This window comes from Streptomyces venezuelae (assembly GCF_008642315.1).
Classification (GTDB): domain Bacteria; phylum Actinomycetota; class Actinomycetes; order Streptomycetales; family Streptomycetaceae; genus Streptomyces; species Streptomyces venezuelae_D.
Genome location: NZ_CP029192.1, coordinates 6,523,936 through 6,540,066, shown reverse-complemented (window position 1 = coordinate 6,540,066; position 16,131 = coordinate 6,523,936). Strand labels below are relative to the sequence as shown.

The 16,131-nt window shown below is 72.0% G+C and carries 16 protein-coding genes; 5 read left to right on the top strand and 11 right to left on the bottom strand.

Annotated features, from left to right (window positions below; genetic code table 11):
* Window positions 1-54: 54 nt before the first annotated feature.
* Entirely contained in the window at window positions 55-1,407 is a 1,353-nt protein-coding gene (locus tag DEJ48_RS28710; RefSeq protein WP_150219108.1) for a class II 3-deoxy-7-phosphoheptulonate synthase, read from the bottom strand.
* 272 nt (window positions 1,408-1,679) lie between these two features.
* On the opposite strand from DEJ48_RS28710, the gene DEJ48_RS28705 reads away from it, so the two are divergent.
* Complete coding sequence (locus tag DEJ48_RS28705; RefSeq protein WP_150219107.1) at window positions 1,680-3,569, top strand: anthranilate synthase family protein; 1,890 nt, start codon at window positions 1,680-1,682, stop codon at window positions 3,567-3,569.
* Here DEJ48_RS28705 and DEJ48_RS28700 read toward each other — a convergent pair.
* From DEJ48_RS28700 to DEJ48_RS28680, 5 genes are all read right to left on the bottom strand, one after another.
* A complete protein-coding gene (locus DEJ48_RS28700) occupies window positions 3,512-4,516 on the bottom strand; it encodes a 2-hydroxyacid dehydrogenase (protein WP_150219106.1) in 1,005 nt (334 codons plus the stop codon). The two genes, DEJ48_RS28705 and DEJ48_RS28700, sit on opposite strands and share 58 nt — an antisense overlap.
* 72 nt (window positions 4,517-4,588) lie before the next feature.
* Window positions 4,589-5,626: a 6-phosphofructokinase gene (locus DEJ48_RS28695; protein WP_150219105.1), complete on the bottom strand. Its 1,038-nt coding sequence runs from the start codon at window positions 5,624-5,626 to the stop codon at window positions 4,589-4,591.
* 134 nt (window positions 5,627-5,760) lie between these two features.
* Window positions 5,761-6,405 (bottom strand): response regulator, encoded by a 645-nt coding sequence (locus DEJ48_RS28690; RefSeq protein ID WP_150221461.1) that lies wholly within the window; start codon window positions 6,403-6,405, stop codon window positions 5,761-5,763.
* A gap of 83 nt (window positions 6,406-6,488) precedes the next feature.
* A complete protein-coding gene (gene macS / locus DEJ48_RS28685; protein WP_150219104.1) occupies window positions 6,489-7,730 on the bottom strand; it encodes a MacS family sensor histidine kinase in 1,242 nt (413 codons plus the stop codon).
* A gap of 43 nt (window positions 7,731-7,773) precedes the next feature.
* The gene (locus DEJ48_RS28680; protein ID WP_150221460.1) at window positions 7,774-8,505 is read right to left on the bottom strand and encodes a lysophospholipid acyltransferase family protein; all 732 of its coding nucleotides are present in this window, start codon (window positions 8,503-8,505) and stop codon (window positions 7,774-7,776) included.
* Between the two features lie 132 nt (window positions 8,506-8,637).
* Here DEJ48_RS28680 and DEJ48_RS28675 point away from each other — a divergent pair, with 132 nt between their 5' ends.
* The 4 genes from DEJ48_RS28675 to DEJ48_RS28660 all read left to right on the top strand — a co-directional run bounded on the left by DEJ48_RS28675 (window position 8,638) and on the right by DEJ48_RS28660 (window position 11,890).
* A complete protein-coding gene (locus DEJ48_RS28675) occupies window positions 8,638-9,417 on the top strand; it encodes an alpha/beta hydrolase (RefSeq protein ID WP_150219103.1) in 780 nt (259 codons plus the stop codon).
* Window positions 9,410-10,081: a hypothetical protein gene (locus DEJ48_RS28670; protein WP_150219102.1), complete on the top strand. Its 672-nt coding sequence runs from the start codon at window positions 9,410-9,412 to the stop codon at window positions 10,079-10,081. The genes DEJ48_RS28675 and DEJ48_RS28670 overlap by 8 nt, the downstream gene beginning before the upstream one ends.
* A 191-nt stretch (window positions 10,082-10,272) precedes the next feature.
* A complete protein-coding gene (locus DEJ48_RS28665; RefSeq protein ID WP_150219101.1) occupies window positions 10,273-10,899 on the top strand; it encodes an RNA polymerase sigma factor in 627 nt (208 codons plus the stop codon).
* Window positions 10,892-11,890 (top strand): CU044_5270 family protein, encoded by a 999-nt coding sequence (locus DEJ48_RS28660; RefSeq protein WP_150219100.1) that lies wholly within the window; start codon window positions 10,892-10,894, stop codon window positions 11,888-11,890. The genes DEJ48_RS28665 and DEJ48_RS28660 overlap by 8 nt, the downstream gene beginning before the upstream one ends.
* Before the next feature lie 7 nt (window positions 11,891-11,897).
* Here DEJ48_RS28660 and DEJ48_RS28655 read toward each other — a convergent pair whose 3' ends face one another.
* The 5 genes from DEJ48_RS28655 to DEJ48_RS28635 form a co-directional block, all read right to left on the bottom strand.
* Window positions 11,898-12,665 carry an endonuclease/exonuclease/phosphatase family protein gene (locus DEJ48_RS28655; protein ID WP_150219099.1) on the bottom strand — a complete coding sequence of 256 codons (768 nt, stop codon included), beginning with the start codon at window positions 12,663-12,665 and terminating at the stop codon, window positions 11,898-11,900.
* A gap of 102 nt (window positions 12,666-12,767) precedes the next feature.
* A complete protein-coding gene (locus DEJ48_RS28650) occupies window positions 12,768-13,721 on the bottom strand; it encodes an ROK family glucokinase (RefSeq protein WP_150219098.1) in 954 nt (317 codons plus the stop codon).
* 52 nt (window positions 13,722-13,773) lie between these two features.
* Entirely contained in the window at window positions 13,774-14,268 is a 495-nt protein-coding gene (locus tag DEJ48_RS28645) for a DUF5304 domain-containing protein (protein ID WP_150219097.1), read from the bottom strand.
* Between the two features lie 34 nt (window positions 14,269-14,302).
* A complete protein-coding gene (locus tag DEJ48_RS28640; RefSeq protein WP_150219096.1) occupies window positions 14,303-15,487 on the bottom strand; it encodes an ArsA family ATPase in 1,185 nt (394 codons plus the stop codon).
* Window positions 15,488-15,686: 199 nt separating this feature from the next.
* Window positions 15,687-16,127 (bottom strand): SRPBCC family protein, encoded by a 441-nt coding sequence (locus DEJ48_RS28635; protein WP_150219095.1) that lies wholly within the window; start codon window positions 16,125-16,127, stop codon window positions 15,687-15,689.
* Window positions 16,128-16,131 lie beyond the last annotated feature (4 nt).

Genomic DNA, 16,131 nt, shown 5'->3' with positions numbered 1-16,131 from the left:
GTGGGGCGCGGATCACACGGATCCGCGCCCCACGCGCACGTACAGAGGGAACAACTACTGGTCGCGGTACATCTCCGCCACCAGGAACGCCAGGTCGAGCGACTGGCTGCGGTTGAGCCGCGGGTCGCAGGCCGTCTCGTAGCGCTGGTGGAGGTCGTCGACGAAGATCTCGTCGCCGCCGCCCACGCACTCGGTGACGTCGTCACCGGTGAGCTCGACGTGGATGCCGCCCGGGTGGGTGCCGAGGGCCTTGTGGACCTCGAAGAAGCCCTTGACCTCGTCGAGCACGTCGTCGAAGCGGCGGGTCTTGTGGCCCGAGGCCGCCTCGTAGGTGTTGCCGTGCATCGGGTCGGTGATCCAGGCGACGGTCGCACCGGAGGCGGTGACCTTCTCCACGAGCTCGGGCAGCTTGTCGCGGACCTTGTCGGCGCCCATGCGGACGATGAAGGTCAGCCGGCCGGGCTCGCGGTCGGGGTCGAGACGCTCGATGTACTGGAGCGCCTCCTCGGCCGTCGTGGTCGGGCCGAGCTTGACGCCGATGGGGTTGCGCACCTGGGAGGCGAACTCGATGTGCGCGTGGTCCAGTTGGCGGGTGCGCTCACCGATCCAGACCATGTGGCCCGAGGTGTCGTACAGCCGCCCGGTGCGCGAGTCGGTGCGGGTCAGCGCCGATTCGTAGTCGAGGAGCAGCGCCTCGTGGGAGGCGTAGAACTCGACGGTCTTGAACTCCTCCGGGTCGGTACCGCAGGCCTTCATGAAGTTGAGCGCGTTGTCGATCTCGCGGGCCAGCTGCTCGTACCGCTGGCCGGAGGGGGACGACTTCACGAAGTCCTGGTTCCAGGCGTGCACCTGGTGCAGGTCGGCGTACCCACCGGTGGTGAAGGCGCGCACCAGGTTGAGCGTGGAGGCGGACGCGTTGTACATCCGCTTCAGGCGCTCGGGGTCCGGGATCCGGGCCTCTTCGGTGAAGTCGAAGCCGTTGACGGAGTCGCCCCGGTAGGTCGGGAGCGTCACGCCGTCGCGGGTCTCGGTCGGCTTGGAGCGCGGCTTCGAGTACTGCCCCGCGATGCGGCCCACCTTCACGACGGGCACGGACGCCGCGTACGTGAGGACGGCGCCCATCTGGAGCAGCGTCTTCAGCTTGTTCCGGATGTGATCGGCGGACACGGCGTCGAAGGCCTCGGCGCAGTCGCCGCCCTGGAGGAGGAACGCCTCTCCCTTGGCGACAGACGCCAGTCGGGCGCGCAGCTGGTCGCACTCGCCCGCGAAGACGAGCGGCGGATACGACTCGAGGTCCGCGATCACATCGCGCAGAGCCTCGGCATCGGGGTACTCGGGCTGCTGCGCCGCGGGCAGGTTTCGCCAGGTGTTGCCACCGGTAGCGGTGGTCTTAGCGTTCACGGTCACCTCGTCAACACTACGTGGTGATGGACTCCGTCCATTCCCCCGCTCACAAAGTGAGACGGACGAGACACCACGGAGTGACCGATGCGCTAGGGTGCCGGTCATGCGTACGCAGACGACGACCCAGAACTGGTGGTGGCCCGCTCATCCGGCGGCCCACTGACTCTGCGCGCACACAGACTCGCGAAGGCCGCCCGAGGGGCGGCCTTCAGTGTTTTCCGGACTTCTCCCGGGCCCGGGCCGTTCCTCTCCGAGTGAGAAGGAACCAGAATCCGATGCGACTGGCAGAGCTCCTGTCCGACGACCGCCCCTTCGCCCTGCTGCGCCGCCGCACGCCGGGCCACGACCACGACACGGTCGAGGTCCTGACCGGCCCGACGGGCACGTACGAACGCCTCGCCGACATTCCCGAAGGTCTCGCCCTCGTGCCGTTCCGGCAGATCAGGGAGCGCGGCTTCGACGTACGCGACGACGGCACGCCGCTGACCGTCCTGACGCCCGAGGAGCGGTACGAGGTGCCGCTCGCCGACGCCCTCGCGGCGCTGCCCGCGCACGACGTGCGGGTCGAGGACGGGTCCTTCGACGTGGACGACGCGGCGTACGCGGACATCGTGGGGCGGGTGCTGCGCGAGGAGATCGGGCGGGGCGAGGGCGCCAACTTCGTCATCCGGCGGACGTACGAGGGTGAGATCCCGGGCTTCGGCCGTGCGGACGCCCTCGCGCTGTTCCGGCGGCTGCTCGTCGGCGAGCGGGGCGCGTACTGGACGTACGTCGTGCACACCGGGGAGCGGACGCTCGTCGGGGCCAGCCCCGAGGTGCACGTGCGGATGTCCGGCGGAACCGTCGTCATGAACCCGATCAGCGGCACCTACCGCTACCCCGCCGAGGGCCCCACCGCCGACGACCTGCTGGCCTTCCTCTCCGACGGCAAGGAGATCGAGGAGCTCTCGATGGTCGTCGACGAGGAGCTCAAGATGATGTGCACGGTCGGCGACATGGGCGGTGTGGTGGTCGGCCCGCGGCTGAAGGAGATGGCCCACCTCGCGCACACCGAGTACGAGCTGCGGGGCAAGTCGTCGCTGGACGTGCGGGAGGTCCTGAAGGAGACGATGTTCGCGGCGACCGTCACCGGGTCGCCGGTGCAGAACGCCTGCCGTGTCATCGAGCGCCACGAGGCCGGGGGCCGCGGCTACTACGCGGGCGCCCTCGCCCTGATCGGCCGGGACGCGGGCGGCGCGCAGACGCTGGACTCCCCCATCCTCATCCGCACCGCCGACATCTCGGCGGCCGGGCGGCTGCGGGTGCCGGTGGGCGCCACGCTGGTGCGCGGCTCGGACCCGATGGGCGAGGTCGCCGAGACGCACGCGAAGGCCGCGGGCGTGCTGGCCGCGCTCGGCGTACGCCCCGGGCGTCCCCGTGCGGAGGGCGCGCGGCCCGCCCTCGCCGACGATCCCCGGGTGCGGGCGGCGCTCGACGGGCGGCGCGCGGCGCTGGCGCCGTTCTGGCTGCGGATGCAGGAGCGCGCGGACGACCTGGCCGGGCACGCGCTCGTCGTGGACGGCGAGGACACGTTCACGGCGATGCTCGCGCACGTGCTGCGCTCGTGCGGGCTCGGGGTGTCGGTGCGGCGGTACGACGAGGAGGGGCTGCGGGAGGCCGTGCTCGCGCACGAGGGGCCCGTGGTGCTGGGTCCCGGGCCGGGCGACCCGTCCGACCTGACCGACCCGAAGATGCGGTTCCTGCGCTCCCTGGCGGCGGACGTACTCCGCTCCCACGGGCACGGCGTGCTCGGCGTCTGCCTCGGGCACGAGCTCATCACGGCCGAGCTCGGGCTGGAGATCGTACGGAAGGAGGTGCCGTACCAGGGCGCGCAGACGGACATCGACCTGTTCGGGCGCGGCGAGACCGTCGGGTTCTACAACAGCTTCGTGGCGCGCTGCGACGACGAGGCCGCGGTGGAGCTCGACGCGCACGGCATCGAGGTCAGCAGGGACGCGGCGACCGGTGAGGTGCACGCGGTGCGCGGGGAGTCGTTCGCGGGTGTGCAGTTCCACCCGGAGTCGGTGCTCACGCTGCGCGGGGCCGGGATCGTGCGGGAACTGCTCGGTCAGCTCCTGTCCGGGCCCGGGACCAGGACGTTGTCCGAGCGCCGGCCCGCCAGGTAGTCCAGGACGTTGCGCACCGTGGTGTCGATGATCTGGCCGACGGCGTCCACGGTGTAGTACGCCTGGTGGGACGTGACGACGACGTTGGGGAAGGTGACGAGGCGGGCCAGCGTGTCGTCGGCGACGACCTCCAGGGACTTGTCGAGGAAGAAGAGGCCCGCCTCCGCCTCGTACACGTCAAGGCCCACCCCCGTGAAGCGGCCCGCGCGCAACTCGCCGACCAGGGCCTCGGTGTCGATCAGGCCGCCGCGGCTGGAGTTCACCAGGATCGCGTCGTCCTTCATCGTCCGCAGCGCTTCGGCCCCGATGAGGTGCTGGGTGGACGGGAGCAGCGGCACGTGCAGGCTGACGAGGTCGGCCTCGGCGAGGAGCTCGGCCTTGTCCACGTACTTCATGCCGAGTTCGACGCAGGCGGGGTTCTCGGCGACGTCCCAGCCGAGCAGCCGCATGCCGAAGCCGTGCGCGATGCGGGTGAACGCCTCGCCGATCTTGCCGGTGCCGACCACGCCGACCGTGCGGCCCCGCAGGTCGCGGCCCATCAGGCCGTCGAGGCGGAAGTCGAAGTCGCGGGTGCGGTTGGAGGCGCGGACGATGCGGCGGTTGACGGCCATCGCGAGGGTCCAGGCGAATTCGGCCACCGAGTACGGCGAGTAGTACGAGACGCGGGCGACGGTCAGGCCGAGGCGCTCGGCGACCAGCAGGTCGATGTTGTTGAACCCGGTGGAGCGCTGGGCGATCATCTGGGTTCCGCCGGCGGCGAGGGTCTGCAGGACGCGGTTGTTCAGCGTGGCGTTGACGCTGGAGGAGACGATCTCGTAGCCCGCGGCGATGGGGGCGGTGTCCTCGTTGAGGAAGACGTCGAGACAGCGGACGTCGTGCTGCCCTTGGAAGGCCTTCTCGATCAGCGGCTTCTCGTCGGACTGCACGCCGAACGCGAGGATCTCCATGGCCGCCAGTCTAGGGAGCACCTCCCGGGACGGCACCCGGAGCGGGCGCCGTCCCGGGAGCGGCGTACGGACTCAGCCGAAGAACACCCCGACCTCTTCGTACAGCGCCGGGTCCACCGTCTTCAGGCGGGCCGTGGCCTCGGCGATCGGCACCCGCACCACGTCCGTGCCGCGCAGCGCGACCATTTTCCCGAAGTCGCCGTCGCGCACGGCCTCGATCGCGTGCAGCCCGAACCGCGTGGCGAGCCAGCGGTCGAAGGCGCTCGGGGTGCCGCCGCGCTGCACGTGCCCGAGGACGGTGGTGCGCGCCTCCTTGCCGGTGCGCCCCTCGATCTCCTTGGCCAGCCACTCGCCGACGCCGGAGAGCCGCACGTGCCCGAAGGAGTCCTGCGAGCCGTCCTTGAGGACCATCTCGCCGTCCTTGGGCATGGCGCCCTCGGCGACGACGACGATGGGGGCGTACGACGCCTTGAATCGCGAGGTCACCCAGGCGCAGACCTGGTCGACGTCGAAGCGCTGTTCCGGGATGAGGATGACGTTGGCGCCGCCCGCGAGGCCCGAGTGCAGGGCGATCCAGCCCGCGTGGCGGCCCATGACCTCGACGACCAGGACGCGCATGTGCGACTCGGCGGTGGTGTGCAGGCGGTCGATCGCCTCGGTGGCGATGCCGACGGCGGTGTCGAAGCCGAAGGTGTAGTCGGTGGCGGAGAGGTCGTTGTCGATGGTCTTCGGAACGCCGACGACCGGGACGCCGTACTCGTCGGTGAGCCGTGCGGCGACGCCGAGAGTGTCCTCGCCGCCGATCGCGATGAGGGAGTCCACCTCGTACTTGGCGAGGTTCTCCTTGATGCGGCGCACCCCGTTCTCCGCCTTGAACGGGTTGGTGCGCGACGAGCCGAGGATGGTGCCGCCGCGCGGCAGGATGCCGCGGACCGCGGGGATGTCGAGCGGGACGGTGTCGCCCTCCAGCGGACCGCGCCAGCCGTCCCTGAAGCCGACGAAGTCGTAGTCGTACTCCTGCACGCCCTTGCGGACGACACCGCGGATCACCGCGTTGAGCCCGGGGCAGTCGCCGCCTCCGGTCAGTACGCCGATTTTCTTGGCCCCCATAGGAGCAGTCCCTTCGCCTCAGTGACCTGATGCGAGTCACGCTAATGGTGATCCAGGTCACTGCGGCACGGTACGAACGGTCAATTCCCTTGCCACGCAGGGGAGTTGATCTTGCACGTTCACCCGTACGAGGGTCAGGCTCCGTCGATGCCTCGCTCTATCGCGTACCGCACGAGCTCCACCCTGTTGTGCAGCTGGAGCTTGCCCAGGGTGTTCTGGACGTGGTTCTGCACCGTGCGGTGCGAGATGACCAGGCGTTCGGCGATCTGCTTGTAGCTCAGGCCCTTGGCGACCAGGCGCAGGACCTCCGTCTCGCGGTCGGTGAGCTGAGGCGCCTTCGGGTCCTCCGGGGTGCCGGCCGCGGGCTCGGTGGCCAGGCGGCGGTACTCGCCGAGGACCAGGCCCGCGAGGCCGGGCGTGAAGACCGCGTCGCCGACAGCCGTACGGCGCACCGCGTCGATCAGCTCCTCGGTGGACGCCGACTTCAGCAGGTAGCCGGTCGCGCCGGACTTCACCGCCTCCAGGACGTCGGCGTGCTCACCGCTGGCCGACAGGACCAGGACGCGCAGCGCCGGGTTGGCGCCGACCAGCTCCTTGCAGACCTGCACGCCCGGCTTCAGCGGCAGGTTCAGGTCGAGGACCAGGACGTCGGGGGCCGCGGCCTGCGCGCGGCGCACCGCCTGCTCGCCGTCGCCCGCCGTGGCGACCACGTCGAGACCGGCCTCGGCCAGGTCACGGGCGACGGCGTCGCGCCACATCGGGTGGTCGTCGACGACCATGACCTTGATCGGGTCCGCCGCCCGTCCGTCCCCGTCCGGCGCCGTGGCCCCGGTGGCCGGTTCCTGTCGCTGCTGCTGCTCGCTCATCTCGCCTTTCCCGCCTTCCCCCGTGTGTCCCGCGCCCGTTCGCGCGGCACTTTCAGTTCCACTTCCGTGCCCTGGCCCGGCACCGAGATCAGCTCGGCCGTGCCCCCGATGTCCCGCAGCCGCCCCCGGATCGACAAGGCCACACCGAGGCGGCCCTCCCCCTCCGCCTCCACGAGCCGCCCCGCCGGGATGCCCGGACCGTCGTCCCTGACCGTCACGATCACCTCGTCGGGCTCGTCCTCGACCAGGATCCACGCGCGGGCCTCCGCGCCCGCGTGCCTGCGGACATTGTCCAGCGCGGCACCGACGGCGGCCGCCAGCTCCCGCGCGGTCCCCGGCGCGAGGAGCACCGGCGCCCCGGGCTCGGAGAGCGTGACCTTGGACCCTGCGTGCGCGGCGAGCAGCGGGCGCAGGTCGCGCGGTGCCGCGTCGTCCGGCTCCTCGTCGGGCACCTCGACGGCGCGGACGACGGCGCCCTGCGCGATGTCCTCGGACACCCGCGAGGCGGGCAGCATGCCCCCGGCGACCAGGGCACGCAGCGCCACCTCCTGCTCGCCCGCGAGCCGGCCGAGCTCCGCGGCCTCGCCGCCGATGGCGGTGCCGCGCCGCTGCACCATCGCGAGAACCTGGAGGACGCTGTCGTGGATGTCGCGGGCGAGGCGTTCGCGCTCGCGGGTCGCGGCCTCTATCTCCAGGGCGCGGGCCAGGGTGCGCTCGGAGGCGCGGGCCAGCTCCACGACGTAGCCGATGGCGATGGAGGCGATGCAGACCAGCAGGACGTTGTGCAGGGTGTCGCGGCTGAACGCGCCGCGCTGCACCACGTTGGCGACGCCGACGAGCAGGGACGCCGACGCCGCCCAGCGCCAGCCGCCCTTGATGGCGAACGCGAGCACGGAGCCCGCGGTCCATATGGAGGGCAACGTCGGCGAGCCGTCGGTGATGCGCTGCTGGGAGTCGGCGAGCGGCGTCAGCAGGATGCCGACGAGCGCGACGGTCAGGTCGGCGAAGAGGAACCGCCGGGTGCAGCTCGCCGCGTTCGCGACACGCGGCAGGGTGGCCAGGGTCCAGGGGGCGAGCACCGCGTAGTAGGCGACGGCGAGCCAGGGGCGGTCGAGCTTCTCGTGCGCCGCCACGAAGAGCCCGATCGCGTACAGCATCGTCAGGACGCGGTAGGCGGTGAGCGCGCGCCACAGGGGCTGCTCGACCGACATCCTCATGACTTTCTCGCGCTTGGCCATGTCCCCCACCGCCGCCCGTGTGCCCACCCCTGAACGGACGCGGCTAGGAGCCGGGCCGTTCCTTGTCGCTCTTCTCGGCCTTGGCCGCCTTGGCCGCCTCGGTGATCTGACGCTTCGCGGCCGTCGCGTACATGTCGACGTACTCCTGGCCGGAGAGCTTCATGATCTCGTACATGACCTCGTCGGTCAGCGCGCGCAGCACGAAGCGGTCCTGCTCCATGCCCTGGTAGCGCGTGAAGTCCAGCGGCTTGCCGATGCGGATGCCGGGACGCATCAGCTTGGGCATGACCTTGCCGGGCGGCTGGATCTTCTCGGTGTCGATCATCGCGACGGGAAGCACGGGCGCGCCGGTGGCGAGCGCCACGCGCGCCAGGCCGCCCGGCTTGCCCCGGTAGAGCCGCCCGTCGGGCGAGCGCGTGCCCTCGGGGTAGATGCCGAAGAGCTCGCCGCGCTCCAGGACCTCGATGCCGCTCTTGATGGCCGCCTCGCCGGCGCCGCGCCCGCCGGAGCGGTCCACGGGCAGCTGGCCCACGCCCTTGAAGAAGGCCGCGGTGAGCTTGCCCTTCACACCGGGCGAGGTGAAGTACTCCGCCTTGGCGATGAAGGTGACCTTGCGGTCGAGGACCGCGGGAAGGAAGAAGGAGTCCGAGAACGAGAGGTGGTTGCTCGCCAGAATCGCGGGGCCCTCGGCGGGGACGTTCTCAAGGCCCTCCACCCAGGGCCTGAAGCCGAGCTTCAGCGGCCCTCCGATGGCAACCTTCATTGCGCCGTAGATCAAACCGAGTGCCTCCTGTGTCTGTGGATCAGACCTTAACCCGGGGTACGGCCAATGGGCCCGACGACCCTGGTCGGTGTCAGTCCGGTCGCGTACGGTGAAGTACTCCCACCTCTCACGAAGGAGACCGAAGTGCCGGTCCTCCCCGGAGCCGAGCCGTACCGCCACGAAGGCGGCGAGGTCGGCGTCCTCCTCTGCCACGGCTTCACCGGATCCCCGCAGTCCCTGCGCCCCTGGGCGGAGTACCTGGCGGAGCGCGGCCTCACCGTCTCGCTGCCGCTCCTGCCCGGCCACGGCACACGCTGGGAGGACATGCAGGTCACGGGCTGGCAGGACTGGTACGCGGAGGTGGAGCGCGAGCTGCGCTCGCTCCTGGAGCGGTGCGAGCGGGTCTTCGTCTTCGGGCTCTCCATGGGCGGGGCGCTCGCGCTGCGCCTGGCGGCGAAGCACGGGGACGCGGTCGCCGGCCTCGTCCTCGTCAACCCGGGGAACAAGGTGCACGGCCTCGCGGCGCACGCGCTGCCCGTCGCCCGGCACCTCGTGCCCAGCACGAAGGGCATCGTCAGCGACATCGCGAAGCCCGGCTCCGAAGAGATCGGGTACCACCGGATCCCGCTGCACGCCGCGCACTCCCTGCGCCGCTTCTTCCGCGTGGTCGACGCCGAACTGCCCCAGGTGACCCAGCCGCTCGTGGTGCTGCACAGCCCGCGCGACCACGTGGTGCCGCCCGCCGACTCGGCCCGCATCCTCAGCCGTGTCTCCTCCACGGACGTCACGGAGATCCTGCTGGAACAGAGCTACCACGTCGCGACGTTGGACCACGATGCGGACCGGATCTTCGAGGAGAGTCACGCGTTCATCGGCCGGCTCGCCCCCAGCGTCGGTAAGGAAGGGACGGCCACCGGTGGCTGAGCACGAAGCGGACCGCGAGGACAGCCGCGAGCCCGAGAAGAGCAAGGTGCCCGCGGACGGGGCCCCTGCCGACGGGACTCCCGCGGACGGCGTGCCCCTGGACGAGGACGCCGCCTGGCGGGCGATCGTCGCGGGGTACGGCGAGGAGCCCGCGGACCCGCCGGGCGCCAAGCCCTTCAAGTCCATCGAGGACCTCGCGCTCCTGGAGACGGAGACGAACGGCCCGGCGGGCGGTCCTGACGGGACGACGGAAGGCAAGTCCGGCGTCGACAAGTCCGGTCCCGGCAGGACGGGACCGGACAAGCCGCTCGGCAGCTCCGTCTCCTTCGCGCCCGGCGTCGGCTCCGGCGTCGGCGGCCCGCGTGACTACACCACGCCGGAGCCCTCGGAGAAGGACTTCGACGCGGACGACGAGGGGCACTTCGTGCCGCCCGAGCCGCCGCCGCTGCCCGAGGCCGACGTGACGGCCAAGTTCGCCTGGCTCGCCGTGCTCGGCGGCCCGCTGCTCATCCTGCTGGCCGTGCTGTTCGGCTGGCAGATGACGTGGTGGCTGACCACGCTCGGCATCGGCGGCTTCCTGGGCGGTTTCGCGACGCTGGTGGTGCGGATGAACAGCGGGGACGACGAGGAGGACGACGACCCGGGACGCGGCGCCGTCGTCTGAGCCTTCGCGTCACCCACGCCTCTGGGGCCCGTCCGGAACCTCTCCGGGCGGGCCCTCACGCATGTCGCGCACCCCGATGGAACCGGCCGACGGAACCGGATGGAACCCGATCGGCCCGAGCGGCGAAGGAGAGGTGAAACACCGAACGAGCCCAAGCCTTCGAGGCGTTCACACGAACGAAAGGAGCCCCGATGACCGTCGATCCCGGCGTCCCCCTTCGCACGGGGCAGCGCACCTGCGAGAAGAGCGACGCCTGGTCCATCGAGCGGTCCCGGGACGAGCCCGAGCAGTTCGCCGCCCTCTTCGACCGGCATGCCGACGCCGTGTACCGGTACGCGGCCCGCCGGCTCGGCCCCGAGGCGGCCGAGGACCTGATGTCCGACACCTTCACCACCGCCTTCAAGGAGCGCCACCGCTACGACCTGGCGCGGGCCGACGCCCGCCCCTGGCTGTTCGGTATCGCGACCAACCTCGTCAGCCGGCACCGCAGGGCCGAGGCCCGCCGCTTCAAGGCGCTGGCCAAGGTGCCCGCGCCGGTGCCGCACGACGAGCCGGTCGCCGACCTCGCGGTCGCCCGCGCGGGAGCCGAGGGGCTCCGCGGCGACCTGGCCGCGGCCCTGGCCGGACTCTCGGCCCGCCACCGCGACGTGGTGCTCCTCGTGGCGTGGGCCGACCTCGACTACGAAGAGGCGGCAGAGGCGTTGGGGGTGCCCGTCGGCACCGTCAGATCGAGACTGCACCGGGCCCGCAGCACATTGCGCGAAGCACTGGGCGGATCCGATCCGACAGCTTTCCAGGAGGCACACGCCCATGAATGAGCTCGATGAACTGCGCGACTGGGACGCGGGGGCTCCCCCGCTGGACGACGACACCCGCCACCGCGCGCGCGTGCGCCTGTTCGCCGCGATGAACGACGAGCCGACGGCTCGGGTACGTCCCCTGTGGCGCCGCCCGGTGCTGCGCATCGCCGTCGCCGGGACCGCCGCGGCCGCCGTGGCGGGCACCATCCTGGTGGCGGTGAACACCGGAGGCGACGAGGAGGCCCGCGCCAAGCCGCCCGCCGACAGCGCGCCGTCGATGCGCAACGTCAGCGCGCGGGCCGTGCTCAACGGCGCGGCCGCCTACGAACGCAAGCACGAGAGGACCGTCGCCCCGCGCGACGACCAGTACATCTACACGAAGGAGATCATCAAGGAGACCGAGCAGCGCACGGGCGCGGTCGAGCGGCACGTCGACGAGAACTGGCGTTCCGTGGACGGCTCGAAGCGCTCCTGGGTCATGGAGGTCGGCAAGGGGTGGTGGTCGGAGCCGCTCGCGGAGAACGAGGGGATGTGGCCCCCGCAGGACTGGGGAACCCTGAAGAAGCTCCCGACCGACCCGGAGAAGCTGATCCTCTCGCTGCTCCACAAGACGGGACCGAACGACAAGAACGACTCCCTGGACGAGATCACCGACCAGGAGTGGTCGGACATCCACTTCAGCCTCGCCGGTCTCCTGAAGCTGGTCCCGGTGATGCCGCAGGGGCTGCGCCCGGCCGCGTACGAGGCGCTCGGCATGGTCCCCGGCGTGAAGGCGGTCCCCGGCCAGAAGGACGCCAAGGGCCGCACGGGGGTGGCCATCACCTACGACGACCCGACGCAGCAGGGCACGCCGTTCGGCGGCCACTTCATCTTCGACCCGACGACGTACGCGTTCCTGGGCTTCCGCGACACGCGCACGTCGGGTGACGGCAAGAAGACGAAGACGTACACCCAGCTCTCGTACCTCGACAGCTGGGCGATCACCGACAAGGTGAAGCAGCGCCCCTAGCGCGCCCCTAGGCCCGCACCGCGGGGACTCTGAGGGCGGCCAGGACCGGCAGGTGGTCCGTGGCCGCCCTCAGGTCGTCCGGGCCCACCCCCGGCAGGTCCAACGGCACGCCGCAGCCGAGGACTTCGATGCCGGACGTCGCGAAGAGCGCGTCGATGCGCTGGTGCGGGTCGGCCGGTGTGGAGGTGTTCTCGCCGCCCCAGGGCTTGGCCGTCCAGCAGTCCTTGAGTCCCTCCGCGAGCCTGCGGAACGTCCGGCCGCCGGGCCGCTCGTTGAGGTCGCCGCCCGCGACCGCGTGCTCCACGCCCATCCCCGCGAGCCGGTCGAGCAGCATCCCGCCCTGGTCGTACCGCTCGTCGGTCTGCAGGCTCAGGTGGCAGCTCAGGACGCCGAGCCGCGCGCCGCCGAAGCGGACGACGGCGGTCGCGAAGCCACGCCGGTGCAGGCCGGGGGTGAGCGGGAGCAGCACGTCCTCGGTGCGCTCGACGGTGGCGCGCAGCGAGCAGAGCAGCGCGGGTCCCGCGGCGGTGCCGCCGCCGGAGAGGATCACGAGGTCGGCGGCGCGCGCGAGGCGGGCCAGCTTCTTGCGCCAGCGGAAGAACCGCGGGGCCTCCTGGATCAGGACGAGGTCGGGGGCGCAGGCGGAGATGACCCGGGCGAGCGCGGCGGTGTCGTCGCGCATCGAACGGATGTTGTAGCTGAGCACCCGGATGACGGCCGAACCATCGGGTTCGGTGCGGGAGTTGGGGAGCGCAGGGGTCGGGCTCGTCGGCATGGCGATCAAGATACGCGAACGCCGGACAGGCGGAGGGTATCCGGCCTGTCCGGCGTTTGAGGACGGGCGCGCAGCGCGATACGCGGCGCCCCCGTCGCGGGGTCACATGACGGGATCCGGCTCCCGCGCCAGGTCCGCCGCTCCGACCATGCCCGCCTTGTTGCCCAACTGGGCGGCGATGACCTGGGCCTCGGGCCGCCACGCCGCGCCGACGAGCCAGCGCTTGAACGACTTGCGGATCGGGTCGAGGACCAGCTCGCCCTCGTCCGAGAGGCCGCCGCCGACGATGAACGCGGACGGGTCGAAGAGCGACGCCAGGTCGGCGAGGCCGGCGCCCGCCCAGCGGGCCAGCTCGCGGTAGGAGTCGATGGCGACGGCGTCACCCTGCCGCGCGGCCATCGAGATGTGCTTGCCCTCGACGCCCTCGGGGGTGCCGTCGCCCAGCGAGAGCAGGTACTCGGCGTTCTCCGGGGTGGCGTTGGCGCGCTGCTTCGCGTACCGCACGAGGGCGCGGCCGGACGCGTACTGCTCCCAGCAGCCCTGGCTGCCGCAGCCGCAGAGGAGGCCGTCCGGCACCATCCGGATGTGGCCGAACTCGGCGGCGACGCCGAAGTGGCCGCGGCGCAGCTTGTTGCCGATGATGATGCCGCCGCCGAGGCCGGTGCCGAGCGTGATGCAGATGACGTTGCGGTGGCCCTTGCCGCCGCCGAAGCGGTACTCGCCCCAGGCCGCCGCGTTCGCGTCGTTCTCCACGACCACGGGCAGGCCGACGCGCTTCTCGACCTCTTCCTTGAGCGGTTCCTGGCGCCAGTCGATGTTCGGCGCGAAGTAGACCGTGGAGCGCTGCCGGTTGACGTATCCGGCGGCGCCGATGCCGACGCCGACGATGTCGTGCCCGGCCCGTGCGCCCGCCACGGCGGAGGCGATCGCGTCGACGATGGCCTCGGAAGTACCAGGGGTCGGCACCTTGAAGGTCGAGAGGATGTTGCCGTCCTCGTCGACCACTCCGGCCGCGATCTTGGTGCCGCCGATGTCGACGCCGATGGTGAGTCCCATGAATCCCTCAGTTCGATCGAGCCCCGCTACGGCCCACCGTACCCGAGGGGCATCAGTCCAGATCGATGTGTTCACCCGCGGAGGAGCCGCCGTCACGGGGGTCCCGGCCGGGCGCGGCGTCCTTCGTGGCGTCGTCCGCGCCGTCGCCGCGGGTCCACCGGCTCTCCTGGCCCTCGACCGCCGAGCGGTAGGCGGCGAGCAGCTCGGAGCCCGCCGCCGCGAGGTGGTCGAAGACGTCGGGGTTGCGCTCGATGACCGGCTCGACGACCGCCTTCGCCTCCTTGGCGACCTGCCGGAGCGTCTGCTCGACGGCACCCTGCGCGACCGCGCCGAGCAGCGGCGCCTGGAGTCCGGAGAGCTTGTCCGACACCACGTCGAAGAGCTTGCGCAGCTCCTCGGCCGCGGAGCCGGGCGGCGGCCCGTACTGGGCGCGGCGGCGGGCCTTCTCCGCCGCGAGGTCCTCGGCGCACGCCCGCTCCCAGGCGTCGGCGTGACTTTCCTGGGGGTCCTGGGCTTCCGGGGCTTCGCGCTCGGTGGCATCGCTCATGCCACTCGACGTTACCCGAATGGAGGTACGGCGTTCACCGCTCGCGCGGCCACAGATCCGGGTCGGGCGCGAACCGCACCCTGAGCTCGCCCTCGCGCAGCCCTGCTCCCGCGACGGTGCAGCGGCGCAGCGCGGACGGCAGGGTGACGATGCGGCGGTAGGGGCCCGCGGTGACGACGAGCTCGTCGCCGCGCCGGATGAGGCCGAGCTCCTCGCGGGTGACGGAGGGCAGCGGAATGTGCCATACGTACGTGTGGCCGCCGTCGCCCTCGGGGGCCTCGGTGACGGGCCAGGCGGCGGGAGCGGGGGCTGCCGCGGGCGCGGTCAGGCCGAGGGCTTCGAGGTCGTCGGCGCCGCGGGGGTCGCGGCCGAGGTGCGGGGCCCTGACGACGTCGTCGTACGTCGACTCCCACGCGTCGAGCGTCTTGTGCTGCTGGGCGCCGAGCCCGGCGAGCCAGGTGTCGGGGCTCGCGTCCGGCAGGATCCGGTTGGCGACGAGGAGGTCGGTGCGCAGGCCGTGCAGGGCGAGGCCGGTGGCGGCGGCACGGACGGCGTCGGCGCCCGCGGGGCCGGGTTCGGCGACCAGGCGGACGGTGGTGCCGGGGGCCTCTATCACGCGCTGGACGGCGGCGAGTTCGTCCTCCCCCCGGGCCGCGGCCTCGTACAGCCACGCCGCCGGCATGGGGACGCCCGCGAGCCGGCCGAGCATGGGGCGCAGGGCACGGGCCGCCTGGCGCTCGGGCGGGAGCAGCCGGCGCAGATAGCGGCGGAGCTGCTCGGGCAGGGCGAGGGCGGCGAGGGCCTGCGGGGTGGGCGGCAGGTCGACGACCACGGTGTCGTACGTGCCGTCGCGGTCCGCGTCGCGCAGGGCGCGCAGCAGGGCCAGCTCCTCCGCTCCGGGCAGCGGGGTCAGCTCCTCGCCGTCGAGCCGCTCGGCGCCGAGCAGGTCCAGGGCGGAGGCGGCACGTTCCTGCAGGGCGAGCAGGTCGTCGCGGAAGCGGTCGGCCGGGGCGAGGCGGAGGGTGGTGAGCGCCGGATGCGCGTCCGGGGCGGCGGGTGCGGTGTCGGGCGCCTCGCCGAGTGCCGCGCCGAGAGTGTCGGCGCGGTCGGCGGAGATCACCAGGGTCCGGTGGCCGGCCCGCGCGGCGGCGAGCGCGGTGGCGGCGGCGACGGTGGTGCGGCCGGCTCCGCCGGGGCCGGTGATGAGGAGGGTGCGCATGGTTGTGAACGGTAGCTGGCGGGGCGCCCGGGTGGGTGGGGTGCCCACTCGCCGTGGGGGGCGGTCTGCCTGCGGCTGCCGGTTCGTCGTGGCTGGTCGCGCAGTTCCCCGCGCCCCTGAAAGCAGGGGCTTCGCCCCGCTTTCCCATCGGCCCCCGTGCGCTGAAAGCCAGGGCTGCGCCCGGCTTCCCCGCGTGCCCCTAGGCCTCCTTCGACTCGACTCGCTTCTTCAGGCCTGCCAGGGCTCGGTCGATGATGACCTTTTCCGCCTTGCGCTTGATCATGCCGAGCATGGGGATCTTGACGTCGACGGTGAGGCGGTAGGTGACCTCGGTGCCGGAGGCGGTGGGGCGCAGGAGGTAGGAGCCGTCCAGGGAGCGGAGCATCTGGGACTTGACCAGGGTCCAGCTGACTTCGTCGTCCCCGGTCCAGGTGTAGCCCAGCGTCTGGTCGTCCTTGATCGCGCCCGCGTCCATGACGAGGCGGACCTGCTCGGCGCGGCCCCGCTCGTCGGTGGCGAGCACCTGCGCCTCCTTCACCTCACCCGTCCAGTCCGGGTAGCGAGCGAAGTCGGCGATCACTCCCATGACCTCGGCCGGTGCCGCCTCGATCGTGATGCTCGAGCTGGTGTGTTCCGCCATCGCT